This is a genomic window from Paenibacillus whitsoniae, assembly GCF_003955665.1.
GTDB lineage: Bacteria > Bacillota > Bacilli > Paenibacillales > NBRC-103111 > Paenibacillus_E > Paenibacillus_E whitsoniae.
In genome coordinates this window covers 19,136-36,711 of record NZ_RXHU01000054.1, presented here as the reverse complement: position 1 = coordinate 36,711, position 17,576 = coordinate 19,136, and the positions used below count along the sequence as shown (strand labels likewise).

Below are 17,576 nucleotides of genomic sequence, written 5' to 3'. Positions count from 1 at the left end.
CCATTGTAAAGCTCAGCGTTTTCGGTCCAAAAACATCCGCCCGCGATGATCGATCGAGCAGTAGAACACTTCCTTGAAATCACGGGCTCCCTTGGATTGCAGCTGATTTTTAAGCCAGAAGCGATTTTGGCCGATTTTCTCCAAATTCTCGTCCTGCACCTTGCCATCCATAATGAGAGGCAGCGGCAGCCCTTCGTAACGGATGGCTGCTTTCATTTTGTCATCATCCGCCGCTCTTTCTTTCATTTCTTTTTCCACCACACTAAGCTTCCCTGAAGGCTCCAAAATGGCAAACTCCACGTCCGCCACGTTCATAATTTTATTTTGCCGCAGCTGCAGCATGAGATCGTCCAAATTGTAGCGGTGCTTTCTCATTTCCTCGCGGTTGAGATTGCCTTTATGAATAAGCACACTAGGTTTGCCGTCAAACAGTACGCGAAGTGTACGGCTTTTCAATGTAATGTAGGCGATGAGGACTTGAATGAGCACCAAAGTCGCCATCGGGACAAGTCCGCTGAGAAGCGGCTTGTGCGCGTCTTCCAGAACAAAAACCGCGATCTCGGCAACCATGATGGAAATCACGAGATCAAACAGCGACAACTTGCCGATTTCCCGCTTCCCCATGATTCTCAGCATGAGAAACACGACAAAATAGATGAGCACCGTGCGCAAAAAAATGGTCAGAATATCCATTGTTAGCCTCCCTGGTTCTCAAGCTCTTGCTCGTTCTCGGAGTTCACTGGTATTCTGACCGCTCACGTTACTCATCATGCAGTTTTTACGTATTCAATTGTTGGCAGCTTACACGAGGAATAATCGGAAATAAAGCGTTGCAACCCCGATTAAAATCAGGCAGACCGGCAGCGCTACGGCCACATAGCCGCGCTGGGTAAGCCCTCCCCCCTCCTGCTCCGAAAGCGACGCCGCAACCATGTTCGTCACCGAGCTGATCAGCGTTGCGCTGCCTCCGATCGCGCTGCCGATGATCAACGCCAGCCAGATCGGCTGAACGGACGCTTCCAGGGCCTCGCGGATACTGTCGACAATCGGCATCATCGCCGTGATATACGGCACTTCATCCATCATCGCTGAGCCAAAGCCGGTCAGCCACAGCAGCAGCGTCGACAGGAAGGAAACGCTGCCTTGGCTCATTTCGAGGCCGCGGTAAGCGAAGAATCCTGCAATACCGGAGTAGGTCAGCCCCCCTGCCATGATGAACAAGCCCAGGAAGTAGAGCACTTGCATGTCCCGAAATGTGTGCCACAGTGCGCGATAATCTTTCTTCACAGCCGTCTGAACGACGGCTTTATAGTTGGCTGCGAGCGCGAGCACAGCGCCAATCGCTGCGACATAAGCCGGCTGCATGCCGAGCAGGCGGTGCAGCATCAGCGCAATGAGCGTCAGCGCGATCACGGTTGTGCCGATCACGACGAAGTTGCGGTCGGCGTTCAGGTAGGAGCTGGGTGTGAGGCGCAGCAGCTCCCGCTTGTACGTTTCCGCAACGATCAGCTTGTTGCGGTACAGTCCCCACATGATGAGGTACAGCACAGCAAGTAAAAGAAGTACGAGCGGCGCCAGCTGCAAGACAAGCTGACCTGGCGTCATGCGCCCGCCACCGGCGATCAGCCGGTTCGGCAAGTTGCCCATGATCGTTGCGGCCCCGCCGATATGGACGGAAATCAGTACCGAAATTATAAAAGGGACCGGTGTTATTTTCATCATTTTCGACGTTTTCAGCAGGAAAGGAACGAAAAGGGCAACGGCGATGAGGCTGTCAAAACAAGCGGCTACGAGCGCGGCGAGCAGAGATACACTGATCAGCACCGCAATCGGTCTTAGTCTGAATTTGCGAAGCATGCCGCTTGCCGCGTAAGCGAGTACGCCCGTCTGCCCGATCAGAGCCGACAGGATGAACAAGCTGGCGATATAAAGCACGAGCGGCCAATTGGCATAGCCGGAAAGCGCCTTTTGGATCGGCACGATACCGAGCGCGATCATCAGAACGGCACCGACAAGCGCGGTGTAGGTCCGGTCCCATTTTTCTATGAGAATGGCCAAATAAGCAGCGGCGAAAATAACAAGCGCGGCGACAGTCTGCCACAGCACCGGACCTTGCGAAAATTCCGTCAACAAGTTTCTTCACACCTCTCTGGTAGAGTCTGTACTAATTCTATGTGCTTGGCCATACAATGATGTTAATGAGATATTTCAGAAGGGAATGATGCCTATGAACCCTATGAAGTCCGTCAGCCAGGTACGAATTACTTCACCGCTGTTCTCCGGACTCATGTACGCTTTTTGCATGATGACGATTGGCACGCTGCTGACTTCGCTGTTCTTGCTTCTCACGTCCACCCCAGAAAGTTCCTTGCACACGTTAACTACGATTATTCATGCGGTTTCTTTGTTTATCGGCGGATGGGTCTCTGGCAAAAGAGGCGCAAGCCGCGGCTGGTACCACGGGGGAATGGTAGGCATCGTTTATTTTATACTCATTTTTCTAGTAGGCTTTCTTGCTTTTGACGCTGGACTGAACCTGCAATCGCTGCAGTTGCTTGGCATTTTGTTCGCTTCGGGCGCGCTTGGCGGTATACTTGGCGTAAACACCCAGCGATAAAATAAGTCGTTTCCGTGAAGAATGCACTACCTCCCCCTGAGTTGTGGTATAATATCAAAGTTATATCGCACAAACTTCCAAAAATTAGGGGGAACCGTCTTCATGAGCCCTTTTGCTTCCATGTCGCATGCGACAATTTATATTGTACTAACGGTCGCGCTTTTTGCAATCATTGGAACGAGAAAAAATCCGTTATCGATTGCAGGGAGCTTCGTTCAGGAGATTTTCACTTCGCGCAAATATTTGTTTCACTTTGTTGCACTATTAACCATTCTCTTTTTTAACAAGCTCGAAATGACCTTTGAGAAAAAAATGCACTACCGTGCCGATTTCACCAAATCCATCTATAGCATCGAAGGTAACTTCGTCGCGAACATCCAGCATTTTTTTCATAACGATATTCTCACGTATATTTGCAGTTATTTTTACGTCGTCGTATTTCCGGCTGTTATGATCGGTTCCATTGCCATTTATACGTACAAAAAAAATTACAAGCTCTTCTATGCCGTCGTTTATGCACTTATGTTCAATTACATGATTGCGATTCCGTTCTACCTGTTTTTTCCGGTCAATGAAGTCTGGTCGTTTCATCCGAACGTCAAACTGCTTATTCTGGATGCGTTCCCGACTTTCGAGCAGGATTACAGACCTTTATCAGGCCTGGACAACTGCTTCCCGAGTCTGCATACGTCTATCTCCATTTCGATGGCGGTCATTGCCGTGCGGAGCAAGAACACCTTTTGGAAAATCTTCGTGCCGGCTACCGCGGCGTTTATTATTTTCACCATCTTCTATCTAGGGATCCACTGGCTGTCCGATATGTGCGCCGGCGTCATTCTAGGCGTAGTCGCCTCCCGCATGGGTCTTCGCTTGGCCGAAGGCCGCCTCATCCTTGGCGAGAAGGCGCTGCTCAAGCGCATGAACAATAACGAGCTGTGAAACAAAAAAGCGAGAGCCTGTGAGAGGTTCTCGCTTTTATTTTATTCTTTCGCTGCTGTCGATTGAGAAACCGCGTTGATCGCTGAACGATCGAATGTCATCTTCGTGGCATCGTTGACGCGAAGCACACAAATGTCATCCGTAATTTCCATGATGGTTCCATGCAGTCCGCCAATCGTGACGACCTTATCCCCTTTTTTCAAAGACCCTAGCATTTGATTGCGTGTTTTTTGCCTCTTCTGCTGTGGACGGATGAGCAGGAAATATAAAACGACAAACATGAGCACGAGCGGCCCGTATGTATATAAGTATCCGATTGCTCCCGCATCCGCAGTTCCTTCCGCTAATAGAAACATAGGTATCCTCCTCTCTTAGAATCCTCTTTCATTATCATTCAGCCCGTAAGATGCAAAGAAGCTGTCCCGGAAATCGAGCAGGCGATCTTCCATAATCGCTTCCCGCACATCGCGCATGAGCTGTAAGAGAAAGTGCAGGTTATGAACCGTCGTCAATCTGATGCCGAACGTCTCGTCGGCTTTGATCAGATGCCGGATGTAAGCTCTGCTGTAGTTCTGGCAGGTGTAGCAGGAGCATTTGGGGTCAAGCGGACCGAAATCCGTCATATACTTCGCATTGCGAATCACCAACCGGCCTTCGCTCGTCATGCATGTCCCGTTTCTCGCGATACGCGTCGGGAGCACGCAGTCAAACATGTCGATGCCACGGATCGAGCCCTCGATCAAAGCGTCCGGTGAGCCCACGCCCATCAAATAGCGCGGTTTGTTCGCCGGCATAAGCGGCGTAGTCTGCTCCAGCATCTCGTACATCATGTGCTTCGGCTCGCCTACGCTCAGTCCCCCAATAGCATACCCCGGGAAATCCATGGAAGTCAACTGCTCCGCACTCAGCTTGCGAAGGTCGGCATACATGCCCCCTTGGATGATGGCGAACAAAGCTTGATCCTGCGGCCGGCTGTGGCTTTGGAGGCAGCGCTCGGCCCAGCGCGTCGTGCGCTCCAGCGATTTTTTCACATACTCGTAATCGGCTGGATACGGCGGACATTCGTCGAAAGCCATCATGATGTCAGAACCCAACGCATTCTGGATTTCCATCGCGACTTCCGGGGAGATGAACAGTTTATCACCGTTCAGGTGGGATTTGAACGTAACGCCTTCTTCCGTAATCTTGCGCATGTTGCTTAAGCTGAACACCTGAAAACCGCCGCTGTCGGTCAGAATCGGGCGGTCCCAGTTCATGAACTTGTGGAGGCCCCCTGCCTGCTTCACGATGTCATGCCCCGGACGGATAAACAGATGGTACGTGTTGCTGAGAATAATCTGCGCATCCATCGTTTTCAATTCTTCCGGGCTCATCGTTTTCACGGTTGCTTGCGTCCCGACGGGCATGAAGGCCGGCGTCTCAATCACGCCATGCGGCGTATGCACACGGCCTAGGCGCGCGCCGGATTGCTTGCAGGTTTTGATAGGTTCGTAGGTTACTGCTGCTGTCATTACGTACACTTCACTTTCTGTTCTTAATAAATCAACATAGCGTCGCCAAAGCTGAAAAAGCGGTACTGCTCGCGCACGGCTTCTTCATAAGCACGCATAATGTAATCTTGCCCAGCCAGGGCGCTGATCAACATTAACAGCGTGGACTTCGGCAGGTGAAAATTGGTCAAAAGCGCATCCACAATCCCGAAATCGTACCCCGGATAAATAAAAATCGACGTCCAGCCCTGCGAAGGTTGAATCGCAAGCGGTTCTCCGTTCTTGCCCCCGCCCTGCTCGCGGCTAATTCCTGCCGCCGTTTCCAACGTCCGGCACGACGTCGTCCCCACGGCAATAATACGTTTGCCGCTCCGTTTCGTTTCATTAATCAGGTCGGCCGTTTCTTGCGACAAAATGTAGTATTCCGCATGCATCTGATGATCCTCGATCTTGTCGACGGAGACAGGGCGAAACGTTCCTAAGCCCACATGCAAGGTGACAAAAGCGAGGCGGACGCCTTTGGCTTGAATGCGATCCAAATATTCCTGCGTAAAATGCAGCCCCGCGGTCGGAGCCGCCGCCGAGCCTTCATGCTTGGCGTAGACGGTCTGGTATCGCTCTTTTTCCGGCAATTGCTCCTTAATATAAGGAGGCAAGGGCATTTCGCCGAGCCGGTCCAGGATTTCGTTGAAAATGCCCGTGTAGCTGAATTGCAGCACCCGGGCGCCCATGTCGCCGACTTCAACGACTTCGGCAGTGAGCAGCGGCTGTCCGGCGTCATCCTTGCCGAACTCGGCGACGGCGCCGAGCTGCATGCGTTTGCCGGGCTTCACAAGCGCCTCCCAGCGGTCTTCGCCGAGCTGCTTGAGCAGCAGCAGTTCGACCTTGGCGCCGGTCTCTTTTTTCGTACCAAAAAGCCGTGCTGGAATGACCCGTGTATCGTTCATCACGAGTAAGTCCCCGGCTTCGAGGTAATCGATCAGATTTTCAAAGGAGCGGTGGGCCGTTTCACCTGTGGCTTTATTTAGCGTCAGCAGGCGGGACGCCGTCCGGTTCTGGAGCGGCGTCTGCGCGATCAACGCTTCTGGCAGTTCAAAATCAAATGCTTGTACATCCATCGATAAGTTCATTCCTTCGTTATGTTGACGCCGGTGTAATACGTCTGAAGTATTTTTTTGTAATCGTAGCCTTGCTCGGCAAAGCCCTTCGCCCCCCACTGCGACATCCCGAGACCGTGGCCGAAGCCGTTTCCTCGAAACGTAAAGGTGAGTCCTGCTGCCCCTGTGGAAGCTGGAGGCGGCGCGATCGTACTGCCCGTTGAGGATAGTTGTGAAGCGCCTGCTGCGGTTAAAGCCGTAAGACTCGTCGCCTTCTGTGCTGTTGGTGCTTGCTGCCCGGCGGACAGCACGTAGAGGTCCGCTGATGCGGATGCGCTTGTCACTTGACCGGCTGACGTTGCAAGCGTGACCGCACTCGAAGTGGTAGTACCGGTACCACCAGTATAACTGCCCGGTTGCTCAATTTCAAACAGCGTGCTCGGCAAACCGCCGAGCAGCGAGCGAAACGCATCCGGGTACGCCACTTTCACGGGAGTCCCGTTCACTGCCAGCTCGGTCGCGCGCCCGGACGGGCCGCGCTTCGTCACTTGCAGCGAGGTCACCGTGCCGTTTACGGTTACGCCGCCTGCGGCAAGCATGCGCTTGATATCCTCCGGCGTAAACGGTCCGCGAATCCAGGAGAAAGCATTGGACTCCTTCGCCTGTCCGATGACGACGACTTTCTCTTTCAACGCAAGCTGTGCAATCGCCGGGTTGCCGGAATTGTCCACGTACGGCGCCGATCTCACATTCACATCCTGCTCTGTCGACGTATAGATCGGTGCGCCTTTGCTGTCTTTCGTTCCGCTGTCCTTCAAATACATGCTATGGACGTAACCTTCGACGCCGCTTGTAAGCCGTATCCGGTACCAGACCGCCTTGCCTTTCTCGGCACCTTCATCAGGGCTTGCAACGCTTTGCAAATAGGCGGCAGGATTGCCCCACACTTCGGAAGGGTCCGCCGTCTTGCCCCCGGCATTCGACGAGAACACGGGTGAAATGAGCCCGCTCCTGTCCTTCAATACCTCATGTGTCGTTGCATCGACCGCCTGGCGGCCAGCGGCAAATTCTTTGGCCGTGCCGTAATACGCCTGGTCCAGCGTCGTATCCGTGACCTGCGCAATCTCATATTTATTGGCCTGCTTCAGAGCAAACGTACGGGCGGCGACCGCCTGCGCCTTCAACGCTTCAAGCGGCCACTCCGAGTTCAACTCGGAACCGACCACGCTGTACAAATACTGATCCATCGGCAGCTCGTTCACGAGGGCTAACCGCCCTTGGTACGAGGAAATTTCCATACCGCCGCGATAGCTGCGGTTCTCCCGTTCTTTGACGGTGATGGTCTGCGTACCGGCGGTCACCAGCGTCTTCTGCGCGCCTGCCGACGCGACATAGTGCGGTACTGCCGCAGCGGCGCTGCTCGCGCCTGAGACGTCCGCGCGCTGGATCAGGTATGGAGCTGCAGCGGCGCCTACCGCCTGCAGCGGGATGTTCGGCACGGCCTTCAAGGCGGCCTGCTTCACGGTTTCCAAGGCGGCGGCTGTCGCCTCGCCGCCGACCCACACCTGGAACGCGGCTTTGCCCGCCGCGTCCTGCACGAGCACGGCGTCCGCATCGACGCCGGCCCCCGTGTAGACGGCCGCTTGCGCCTGCGCAGCGGCCTCCGATGCATACGTGCCGGCTGCAAGATGCAGCGGCCCGGTGAATTGCGGCTGCGCCGATTTAAGGAGCGCGGCGACGCCAGCGTCCTTCATCGCCGCAGCAGCCGCGGCTTCAGCGGCAGCTTGCGTCGCTACGCTGCCGTAGTACACTTGGAAGCTCGGCTTCCCGAGCTTCGTTCTGGCCAGCACGAAGCTATCTTCCGGCAACGCCGCCAGCTTCGTGTACAAGGCCTTCGCCGCCGCGAAATCGGCGGTCTCCAGCATCAACGCGCTGTAGCCGTCGAGGGAGACACGGATCGTGCCGGCGGCTTCGCTTTTCCAAGGCAGCGGCGCTTTGTCGCCGCTGCCGACACTGATCTGAAACCCTCCCGACGAGGTGAGGGTCACGACCGGCTCTATCTTTTTATATTTGCTAGAGTTGATCACCAGGGCAACACGAACATCGTCCGCCGTGGCTGCCCCTGCGGACGGACTGAACACGCCGCTGATCCCAAGCGCCAACGCAGCGGCGGTAAGCAGAGGGACGCTCTTGGCTCCCCCAGCAAGCTTGATTCCATTCCATTTCATGCAAGTAACGTTCCTTTCTGTCGTTAAGGTCTGTAATAACTTAGACTCTAGCAACAGTCAGAAGTTTTGGTTTCAACAAAAAAACTAAGCCCAAAATTAGGACTTAGTTTGATTGGTAAATTTTAGTAAATTTATGCATTGGCATTGCTACCATCATTTCCGTCTCTTATAAACACACGGTATCCGTAAGCCGGAAGAATCAAATGTTGATCGACGGGAGTTCCATCCAGATCGGTGACACTCTCCTTGAGTAGGATGTTCTGTTCTTTATTCGTGAAATTATGAAGAAAGATGTAGGCTCGGTCGCCATCTGTACGAACCTGCGCATTGACGCCTTCCGCCCAATCTGCATGCAGTGCACGGCCTAACCGGTAACGATCTGCCAATACGAGATAAAAATCTTCCAGAAAAGATGGCTCGGTTCGCGCCGCTATATAGTAAACTTCTCCATCTATAAATCGGTTTAGGGTCAATGCGGGATACCCTTGATAGAAATCTTCTTGGTATTCTGCAAGAACTTTCGCCGTCTCGACATGAATCAGATCGCACATCAAAGATACTGAATAGGATCCCGATAAGCCTTCCAATGCATTCTCCTTCATAATGAGTGCATTGTGATCCTCTGGATACAGCGCATCAAGTTCTTCTGACCATACCCCAGCTAGTTTACGAAGCGGTCCTGGGAAGCCGCCCAGGAAACAGAGATCATTCTCATCGACAATGCCGCTCCAGTACGTTAGGACAAGCGTACCCCCTGAGCGGACAAATGTCTCAAATCGTTCTGCCGTCCCCTGCTTCAACATGTACAGCATCGGAGCAATCACGAGCTTGTAGCCCTCAAGTGAACGATCCATGGATATAATGTCTACAGGAATGCCTTGCTTCCAGAATGGCTCATAATGGCGGAATACTTCCTGATCATAGCTAAGATTCGGTTTTCGCGGCCCTGCTGCTCCTTCAACCACCCATTTATTTTCAGTATCGTAAATGAGTGCGGTTTCCGCCCGAATAATCGTACCGTTAACAGGCTGTAGTCGTTCCAGATCAGCACCTAATTCCGCAACCTCTCTAAACACTCTTGTATGCTCGTGTGCGCTATGGTCCACAACAGCGCCGTGGAACTTCTCCGAGCTTCCTCTACTCTTACGCCACTGGAAGTATTGCACGGAATCAGAACCGTGAGCCACAGCTTGTATGGAGGACAGCGCATGCATGCCGGGTCGCTTAAGCTTGGCAACCTCCTGCCAATTTGCCAAGCTCGGTGTGCATTCCATCAGCAGAAAAGGTTTATCGGGCTTGAACGAACGATACCGGTCGTGGGTAAACGCTGCATGGCAAGCCGTCTTCCAGTCGGGATCCTTGCTGTGCCAATATGGATAGCTATCCCAAGAAACAATATCCACTTGCTCGGCCATTTTTTCATAATTGATGTTGCACCCGCCCAAGAAATTCGTCGTGACGGGAATATCAGGGGTAAGCCGCTTTAGAGGCGCAATCTCTTGAAGCATAAAATCAATGCTCTGATCAGTGACAAACCGTTTCCAATCCAGCTGTAAGCCGTGCAGCATATGTTCCCCAATAGGCGAAGGTGACTCAATTTCTTTCCAGTCTGTATAGGTGTGGCTCCAAAAGGTCGTATACCACATCTGGTTCAAACGGTCTAAATCATCGTTGTATTTCTTCTTTAACCATTCACGAAATGCCGCCTGGCATAAATCGCAGTGGCATTCCCCATTGTATTCGTTGGAGATGTGCCAAAGCAGCAAATCGGGATGTCCGCCATAACGTTCCGCCATCAATGTATTGATAATCCTGACTTTCTCCCTATACACAGGCGACGTATAACAATGGTTATGCCGGGTTCCATACAAATTGCGCACTCGTTCCGGTCTGACCCGAAGCACCTCTGGGTATTTAGAGGCCAGCCAAGCCGGCCGCGCCCCGCTTGGCGTACCCAGAATGAAAGAAATGCCGTTGCGAGTCAGCTTATCAATGATTTCGTCAAGCCATCCGAATTCGAACTGTCCTTCCTTCGGTTCCAGACTGGACCAAGAGAACATGCCCATGGTCATGACGTTGCACTTGGCTAGACGCATCAGGCGCATATCTTCATCCCAGACTTCTGGCATATGGATCCACTGCTCGGGGTTATAATCCGCACCGTGCAGCATCCGATTCAATTGCGGAAAAAGTGGCTTGCGTTGACTCATTGCATATCTCTCCTTCAATGACATCGAATTTCAAAGATTCGAGCATGATCCAATCCATTGGTAGCCAGAACCTCCAGCCGAAGCTTACGCACCTGGTCCAACTGAACTTGACAAGATACTTGCCGCTGATAATTATCCTGGACGTGCATCACTAGGAAGCCTTGTTCGCAGGAATCCTCAAAATATGCCTTTATCCGAAACTCCTTAATGGTTTCCGGCTGCGGCCCCCATACGTTTTGTTGGTGAAGGTTGTCATCATGTGTCAGTGTCAGCCTTCGATGCATGCCCGTATCAAGTACGATAGTGATATCGCGGATAGATACTGGTTCTTTCCACTCCAGCTCAATCCAAGGCTCCCGATCTTCCGGCTGTGCCATCCAGCGGTGAGTGCCACGGACAGCAAGACTCGGTTTTACTCCTCTGGCTCCATGTAGGGAACGGGTATGTCCGTCAATGACATTTGAAGCCACGCCCTCCGGCTGTTCAGATGATGCCCGGACAGTAGTCTGGCTGGCGAGATTGGGATCCGCCTGAATGCCAGGCAAATAGGCATCCTGTTTGATCAGCAACTGCTGTGTATTTCGAACCAACTCCGGATCACGCCATGCTTGATCCAGTGCGATCCCATTGCAAATTGCAAGCGCTGCGAACGTTCCAGCCCCCTGCCCCATTACACCGCATGTTGCCATAACACGGGTACTTGAAAAAGCAATATGTGTAGCGGATATATTCCGTCCTACAAACATCAGATTGTCCACATTGGCGCTAATCAAGGCTCTCAGCGGGATACCGTATATATAATTGGTAACCGGCTGACTGCAAGGATCCTGGTCTTTTGCTTCGATCCCCTGCGGAGGATGCGTATCCATCGGCCACCCGCCATACGCTATCACATCCTCAAAATGGACAGCTTCTTCCAGATCCGATTGCGTAAGGAGATGTTTGCCCATAAATCGGCGAGACTCACGTTTACCGGGGACAAAGCCGAACCAATCCAAAGCCCAATTCTCCGACTCCGGATGGTTTCCGCTGTTCTTGATATGATCCCAGACGCCCATCATAATGGCTAGCAGTTCATCTCGGATTGTTTCGTTATCGGCAATCGTATCCAGCAAACCGCCAAACTCCACCCACCAATATCCGTATTCCCATGTGGCGTGGTCGCGGAACTTTAAATCCGCTTCTGTGTACTTTTTAGCCCATGCGGGTGGGATAAACTTCATCGGTTTGCCCATATTCCGGGTTGTAAACAGCAGTGAAGAACCGAGTCGGTACGGATCAGCTTCTTCTCCTGCATGGGACTCCCCATATTGTTTAGAGGATTCCCGGCCTGTCTTGAACAACGCACCCGCTTCTTTGCCGAGACGTCCATCTCCCGTACAATCCATGAAGATACTGGCGAAGATTTCGAAATAATGCTCCGTGCTTTCCCTTGCAGCCAGTACGGACAGAATCCGGCTACCCTCCATCCGCACTCCAGTGACTGCTGTATTGAGCATTAATGTCAGGTTCGGTTCCGCCCTGCACTTTTCATATAAAATGAGATCGAACATCGATGCACTTCGCTGTGGATTGCGAATGGCACATTCAAGCAGAATTTCTTCAAGTATGCCGCCTTCTCTCGCTTCCGTCTCCAAATCCTGCTTCCGCTTGGAATTTGCCGCCCCAACGATATGCATGCGAATCTCGGAAGAAGCATTACCCCCCAATACAGGCCGATCCTGACATATGATGACCTTTGCACCATTACGAGCAGCTGCCAATGCAGCTACTACGCCAGAAATCCCTCCACCTGCAACAAGTATGTCTGTATGCAATTGCATGTGAACTCCCCCTTATCAACCTTTTATCGCTCCTAATAGCATCCCCTTAGTAAAATGCTTCTGTAAAAATGGGTACAGGACAATAATTGGCAAAGATGCCATGATCACAGACGCCATCTGCAAAGTTTCTGTAGGCATCAAGTTTTCAGCATTTTCTAAAGGTTGCTGCGTTTGAACCAGAATTTCCCTAACAATCACTTGCAATGGGAACCAGTTTCTATCCGTCATATACATGATGGCTTGAAAAAATTCATTCCAATGACCAACGGTATAAAACAAGCCGATTGTCATTAAGGATGGGACCGACAAAGGTACGACAATCTGCGTCAAGATACGCATCTCCTTGGCTCCATCCATCCGAGCGGATTCGAATAATTCCTCCGGCAAGTTTTCAAAGAAACTTTTCATAATGAGAATGTTGAACGTCCATATTGCACTAGGTAATATCATAGACCAGATCGAGTTGAGTAATCCTATATTCTTCACGACAATATAAGTGGGAATCAATCCTCCGTTGAACAACATCGTAAAGACGACCATAAAAAGAAAGAAACTGCGGCCAGGCAACTTCTTGCGGCTAAGCGGATACGCCATTAGAAGCGTTAGAACCAGATTTACAGCAGTACCTATAACGGTCAACAAGGCAGTCACCCACATCGATCGCGGGATTCCCGTTGTCGTAAACAGTTCTTTGTACGCAGTTAGATCAATTTTCCCCGGAATGAGTACGAATCCTCCGTTTTTCAGTACTTCGGAGATTGGGGTCATCGATACAGAAACCACATACATGACCGGAATGATCGCGGCCAAGCCAGCCAAGCCCAATATAACCAGCACGGCTCCATCAAATAACTTATCATTCCAGTGTTTTACCATATGCTCTCCCCCCAACGCTTTGCAAGCTTGTTAGAAAGCAGGATGAGTACCAAACCTACAAATGATTTGAGTAAACCAGCAGCAGCAGCCAGACTGAAGTTCAATTTCTGCAACCCCGTTCGGAATACCCATGTGTCCAAAATATCCGCAACCGGGTATACCTGAATATTGTATAGAATGTAAATTTGATCAAATCCCGCATCCAGAATGTGCCCAAGCTTCAGAATCAGAAGCATGACGATAACGGATCGGATCCCGGGCAACGTAATATGCCATATCATTCGAAACCTTCCTGCCCCATCGACCTTAGCGGCTTCGTAAAGCGTAGGATCAATGCCGGTCATTGCAGCCAGATAAATGATTGCGCCCCAGCCCAAGTCTTTCCAAATTTCAGAGCTAACAAGCACACTTCGAAACATTTCGGTTGAGGTAAGGAAATTGATTGGGGTACCTCCCGAATCTTTAATCCAATGGTTTACCAGGCCCGAACTTTCGGACAAAAACGCAAGGAGTATCCCGTAAATAATCACCCACGAAAAAAAGTGAGGCATATAGGTTAACGTTTGTATGAAAGACTTAAACCAACGGACCCGGCATTCGTTAAGCAGGACCGCAAAAAGGATCGGAGGTACGATTCCAAAAACCATTTTATAGAAACTTATAATAAACGTGTTTGACATAACCTGTGTGAAGTAAGGCGAATCATAAAACATTTTGAAATATTTGTACCATGGGTCCGCCCATCCACTGAACAGGATACCATCCGAGAAATTAAAATCTTTGAACGCAATAATTACACCATACATAGGAATATATTTGAAAATAATGTAGTAAATAATTCCTGGAAGCAGCATGAAATATAAAGCTCGATAGCTCCATACCACTTTTCTTAATCGTTTCACTTGGATTCTTTGTATCGTTTGGTTTCTATTTGTCTTCAAAATTCCTTCATCCATCTTCAGCTTCCCTCCTTACCAAAAAAGCGAAGAACCGAGAAGAGAGTAATCGGTTCTTCGCAGAAAACAGATTGCTTTATTTGCCATATCCTAAATCATTTAACTGCTTATTCGCCGAATTTAGAAATGTCTTGTAGTTCATTGTCGTTTCAAGACTTTTCAGGAAATCATCGTACTGGCTCAATGGCCGTTTTCCATAAATGAATTTCGTGAGCTCTTCCGAAATATAACGGCCTGCATCGGAATCACTGTAACCGTCCGGATAGTTTAGGAATCCGTTAAGCGATTGAATACGGGATTGTTTATTCGCAAAATCGATATATGGAAATTGAGTTGCAAACTTGGTTGACAAATATTCAAGGTCAGGTCGACCGGTAAATTGATACAGGTACGTATATCCGGCTTCCGAGGCCATTAGTGGAGTCGGGATAACCTTGCCGTTTTCCAGATTATAATGTTTACCTGCTACACCATATTGAACAAGCCTCGATCCTTCACCTGTGGAGATATAATTCAAAAGGTCGAAAACTCTATGCAGCTTTGTCTTGTCCTTCTCGAGTGACTTCGGGATCGCCATCAATCCGGCTGTTTTACCAATATCCGTTGACCCGGAGAACTGTCCTGCCGGACCTTTTGGCGCGGGCAGCTGTACCCATTCGGCATTCGGATTTACTTTCTTTATTTGTTCAACGTACTGAGCATTGGTTAAATTCGTCCATTCTGTCCAAATGATGCCCACTTGACCTTTGATGGCTTTGTCCCTGGGCTGAGTCCCTGTATTCAAGATATAATCTGGATCAACCGAGCCGCTGGCAACAAATTTGGAAATAAAGGTCAGTGCATCCTTCATGCCCGGGTCATATAACGATTGGACGACCTTTCCGTCCTTAACGAAAAATTCACCTGGATTGGGGACACCATATCCTCCGAACACTGGGGAGAAGGCAGAAAACAAGCTAAGGCCTGTCGCCCCCATCAAACCTGTTAAACCATAAGTATCATTCTTTCCGTTACCGTCCGGATCTTTCTCCGTGAAAGCTTTAGACACGGTCAACAAATCATCGAGTGTTTCAGGTGTCTTTAATTGCAATTTGTCGAGCCAATCCTTACGGATCCAGTAAGTAGCCTTAGGAGCTTGCGGCGCTTGGGCAACTGCAAATATTTTGCCGTTAACCGTACCTTTCTTCAGGCTGGAATCTCCAATGAAGGTTTTTACTGGCTTAAGCTCTTTATCGAAATAGGGCGTCAGATCGAGTAAAAGTCCCTGATCCGACAACTGCTTCAACGAAGCCTTGTCAACGCCAAACAAATCCGGATAATCACCTGCTGCCATTCGTACATTCAACTGACTGCCATAATCAGTAGCATAAGCCGTCAAGTTGATATCGGCATTTAATGCCTTGTTCAAATTCTCCCGGACGAAATCTTTTTCCGGTGCTGGCAGACCCGACCCACTTTCTATAATGTTCAGCTTGACCATCTTCGATGATTCTGCGGATGCTCCTGGAGCGGCGGATGAACCAGTGTTATTCGTTGCGTTTCCACAGGCTGCAAGCAGACTACCTATAAGTGCAATCGAGGTTGCAGATGCTGCAATCTTTTTATATTTTTGCATCGATATCCCCTTCTCTTCTTAAACGAATTTAGGCTTGGAAATATAGAAAGGAAGATGAATCCCTGCAGTAGATGCCTCTCCCTTTCTGTAACACACCTTCATCATACCATTGTACCTGAAAGCGTATAAGAAACAGATTTAGTGACCTCTTACACAAAATTAAGCTGCTAGAATAAACAAGCCCCTTCCTCCAAACAGGAAAGGGCCGATAATTTAACCATTCGACATGTGATACTTTCTAAATTCACTGGGCGTCTGCTCTGTCCAGCGCTTGAAAATTTTTACGAAATATGCAACATTTCCAAATCCTACTCTTTCTGCAATTTCCCCGACCGTTAATGTAGACTGCAGCAAAAAAAACCGAGCTTGATCAATCCTTACTTTGTGCAAGTAATGAATTAATGTACACCCCATCTTTTTACTAAATAGACCGCTCAAATAGTGCTCATCCAAGGCAACGTATTCTGCCATCAATTTCAACGTGATTTCCTTATCGTAATGGTTTTGGATATAATCCACAATCCTGTTGATCTCAGGATGGCCCGATGGCAAGATGGTTGACTTTATCCATTTCGTTAACCAATCATCGATCCTCTTCTCCAGAACAAGTCGAAGCTCCTCATGGTTTGCCGCGGACAACCAATGATCGATTTGGGCTTTTCCATGGCCGGAAATTGCCCCAAACCGATTATCCAATCGTTCCGCCATTTCCATAACAACAGTCATGCTTGTATGATTCTTTTTCATTTCCTCAAACATCATACTCAACTGGCGAATGCAGCTTATTTTATCCCGACGCTCAAACGTTTGTAATATTTCTCTTTCCATGTTCCAAAGCGTTTGTGAGGATAGCGCAGGTTGTTGGATGGTGAAGTCTGTTGCTGGATAGGCTATCCTGCTTCTGCTACATGCATACCAAGATTCCTCAATTTTTCTAATCATATTTTTCCATGTATATTCCAGTTCGGACAAAGCTACAGAATAGGCACATACGGCTGGATATCCTATTGCGTTGTCTTCGGCTAAACCATGTGCAACCGAATGCACGTTACGTGGAACCCATGAAAAAAAAGTTGTGCAGCCATGCATTCTGAATTTATGAATGACTGCTGCTTCCTTGGAATGAATCAGCCCAGAGCGAACCAGCTCCTCTTCATCGATCCCACTTGTGCCATGCAATACTACACAGAGATCTACATGTGTGAAACCGCTTGCGAGGATACGATCCAGCAGATCTTTTCTCTCCGACTCTTCGTCATCCATACCGTGGATCTGCCGCCATGTAAACCGATACAATAATTCGAAATCACGATAAGACAGTTGACGCGCAGGGATAGCTGCCTTACTTAATTCCCGGCTTACTTTATCCAGCATTTCCCGTATCGTATCCACATTCAAGGAGAGCTTTAACATATAGCTCGTCGCACCATACTCAATTGCTTGTCTGGCCAATTCGAATTCGTTCATACAGGTCAGCATGACAAATGGGCCTTCAAACCCTTGCTCACGTGACTTCCGGAGAAGTTCAATTCCATCCATGAGTGGCATCAAAATATCGCACAATATGAAATGCGGAGACTCCTCTTGAATCACCTTCAGTGCTTCGATCCCGTTAGCAGCCTCGCCAATGATAACGAACCCTAACTTCTCCCAATCTATAATTTCTTTAATTAATCGTCTGACTCGCGTTTCATCTTCAACTAATAGCACCTTCCACACGAATTC

At 49.8% G+C, this 17,576-nt stretch carries 14 protein-coding genes; 2 read left to right on the top strand and 12 right to left on the bottom strand.

Going from position 1 to position 17,576, the window contains the following annotated elements; genetic code table 11:
* Positions 1–12: 12 nt before the first annotated feature.
* A complete protein-coding gene (locus EJQ19_RS17710; RefSeq protein WP_126142568.1) occupies positions 13–693 on the bottom strand; it encodes a DUF421 domain-containing protein in 681 nt (226 codons plus the stop codon).
* A 108-nt stretch (positions 694–801) separates the two neighbouring features.
* Positions 802–2,133, bottom strand: a complete 1,332-nt coding sequence (locus EJQ19_RS17705) for an ArsB/NhaD family transporter (RefSeq protein ID WP_126142567.1) — start codon at positions 2,131–2,133, stop codon at positions 802–804.
* A 94-nt stretch (positions 2,134–2,227) separates the two neighbouring features.
* Here EJQ19_RS17705 and EJQ19_RS17700 point away from each other — a divergent pair, with 94 nt between their 5' ends.
* On the top strand, positions 2,228–2,617 hold the full coding sequence (locus tag EJQ19_RS17700; RefSeq protein ID WP_126142566.1) for a TIGR04086 family membrane protein: 390 nt from the start codon (positions 2,228–2,230) through the stop codon (positions 2,615–2,617).
* A 102-nt stretch (positions 2,618–2,719) separates the two neighbouring features.
* Positions 2,720–3,556 carry a phosphatase PAP2 family protein gene (locus EJQ19_RS17695; RefSeq protein WP_126142565.1) on the top strand — a complete coding sequence of 279 codons (837 nt, stop codon included), beginning with the start codon at positions 2,720–2,722 and terminating at the stop codon, positions 3,554–3,556.
* Between the two features lie 41 nt (positions 3,557–3,597).
* On the opposite strand, the gene yajC is transcribed toward EJQ19_RS17695, so the two are convergent.
* The 10 genes from yajC to EJQ19_RS31875 form a co-directional block, all read right to left on the bottom strand.
* Entirely contained in the window at positions 3,598–3,912 is a 315-nt protein-coding gene (gene yajC / locus EJQ19_RS17690) for a preprotein translocase subunit YajC (RefSeq protein WP_126142564.1), read from the bottom strand.
* A gap of 15 nt (positions 3,913–3,927) precedes the next feature.
* The gene (tgt, locus tag EJQ19_RS17685) at positions 3,928–5,067 is read right to left on the bottom strand and encodes a tRNA guanosine(34) transglycosylase Tgt (protein ID WP_126142563.1); all 1,140 of its coding nucleotides are present in this window, start codon (positions 5,065–5,067) and stop codon (positions 3,928–3,930) included.
* Positions 5,068–5,090: 23 nt separating this feature from the next.
* Positions 5,091–6,164 (bottom strand): tRNA preQ1(34) S-adenosylmethionine ribosyltransferase-isomerase QueA, encoded by a 1,074-nt coding sequence (gene queA, locus EJQ19_RS17680; protein ID WP_126142562.1) that lies wholly within the window; start codon positions 6,162–6,164, stop codon positions 5,091–5,093.
* A gap of 8 nt (positions 6,165–6,172) precedes the next feature.
* Positions 6,173–8,371: a SpoIID/LytB domain-containing protein gene (locus EJQ19_RS17675; protein WP_126142561.1), complete on the bottom strand. Its 2,199-nt coding sequence runs from the start codon at positions 8,369–8,371 to the stop codon at positions 6,173–6,175.
* A 131-nt stretch (positions 8,372–8,502) separates the two neighbouring features.
* Positions 8,503–10,581 (bottom strand): beta-galactosidase, encoded by a 2,079-nt coding sequence (locus EJQ19_RS17670; protein ID WP_126142560.1) that lies wholly within the window; start codon positions 10,579–10,581, stop codon positions 8,503–8,505.
* Positions 10,582–10,595: 14 nt separating this feature from the next.
* Entirely contained in the window at positions 10,596–12,404 is a 1,809-nt protein-coding gene (locus EJQ19_RS17665) for an FAD-dependent oxidoreductase (RefSeq protein WP_126142559.1), read from the bottom strand.
* A gap of 15 nt (positions 12,405–12,419) precedes the next feature.
* Complete coding sequence (locus EJQ19_RS17660) at positions 12,420–13,280, bottom strand: carbohydrate ABC transporter permease (RefSeq protein WP_126142558.1); 861 nt, start codon at positions 13,278–13,280, stop codon at positions 12,420–12,422.
* Positions 13,274–14,134, bottom strand: coding sequence for an ABC transporter permease (locus EJQ19_RS17655; RefSeq protein ID WP_241242973.1), 861 nt, complete (start codon positions 14,132–14,134; stop codon positions 13,274–13,276). The genes EJQ19_RS17660 and EJQ19_RS17655 overlap by 7 nt, the downstream gene beginning before the upstream one ends.
* Positions 14,135–14,312: 178 nt before the next feature.
* Positions 14,313–15,851, bottom strand: coding sequence for an extracellular solute-binding protein (locus EJQ19_RS17650; RefSeq protein ID WP_126142556.1), 1,539 nt, complete (start codon positions 15,849–15,851; stop codon positions 14,313–14,315).
* Positions 15,852–16,064: 213 nt separating this feature from the next.
* On the bottom strand, positions 16,065–17,570 hold the full coding sequence (locus EJQ19_RS31875; RefSeq protein ID WP_164716599.1) for a response regulator transcription factor: 1,506 nt from the start codon (positions 17,568–17,570) through the stop codon (positions 16,065–16,067).
* Positions 17,571–17,576: the final 6 nt, after the last annotated feature.

What these genes read in the sequence shown, in the direction of transcription:
- EJQ19_RS17710 (WP_126142568.1), bottom strand. Translation starts at nt 693, where the DNA reads ATGGATATTCTGACCATTTTTTTGCGCACGGTGCTCATCTATTTTGTC.
- EJQ19_RS17700 (WP_126142566.1), top strand. Translation starts at nt 2,228, where the DNA reads ATGAACCCTATGAAGTCCGTCAGCCAGGTACGAATTACTTCACCGCTG.
- EJQ19_RS17695 (WP_126142565.1), top strand. Translation starts at nt 2,720, where the DNA reads ATGAGCCCTTTTGCTTCCATGTCGCATGCGACAATTTATATTGTACTA.
- EJQ19_RS17660 (WP_126142558.1), bottom strand. Translation starts at nt 13,280, where the DNA reads ATGGTAAAACACTGGAATGATAAGTTATTTGATGGAGCCGTGCTGGTT.
- EJQ19_RS17665 (WP_126142559.1), bottom strand. Translation starts at nt 12,404, where the DNA reads ATGCAATTGCATACAGACATACTTGTTGCAGGTGGAGGGATTTCTGGC.
- EJQ19_RS17650 (WP_126142556.1), bottom strand. Translation starts at nt 15,851, where the DNA reads ATGCAAAAATATAAAAAGATTGCAGCATCTGCAACCTCGATTGCACTT.
- yajC (WP_126142564.1), bottom strand. Translation starts at nt 3,912, where the DNA reads ATGTTTCTATTAGCGGAAGGAACTGCGGATGCGGGAGCAATCGGATAC.
- EJQ19_RS17670 (WP_126142560.1), bottom strand. Translation starts at nt 10,581, where the DNA reads ATGAGTCAACGCAAGCCACTTTTTCCGCAATTGAATCGGATGCTGCAC.
- queA (WP_126142562.1), bottom strand. Translation starts at nt 6,164, where the DNA reads ATGGATGTACAAGCATTTGATTTTGAACTGCCAGAAGCGTTGATCGCG.
- EJQ19_RS17655 (WP_241242973.1), bottom strand. Translation starts at nt 14,134, where the DNA reads ATGCTGCTTCCAGGAATTATTTACTACATTATTTTCAAATATATTCCT.
- tgt (WP_126142563.1), bottom strand. Translation starts at nt 5,067, where the DNA reads ATGACAGCAGCAGTAACCTACGAACCTATCAAAACCTGCAAGCAATCC.
- EJQ19_RS17675 (WP_126142561.1), bottom strand. Translation starts at nt 8,371, where the DNA reads ATGAAATGGAATGGAATCAAGCTTGCTGGGGGAGCCAAGAGCGTCCCT.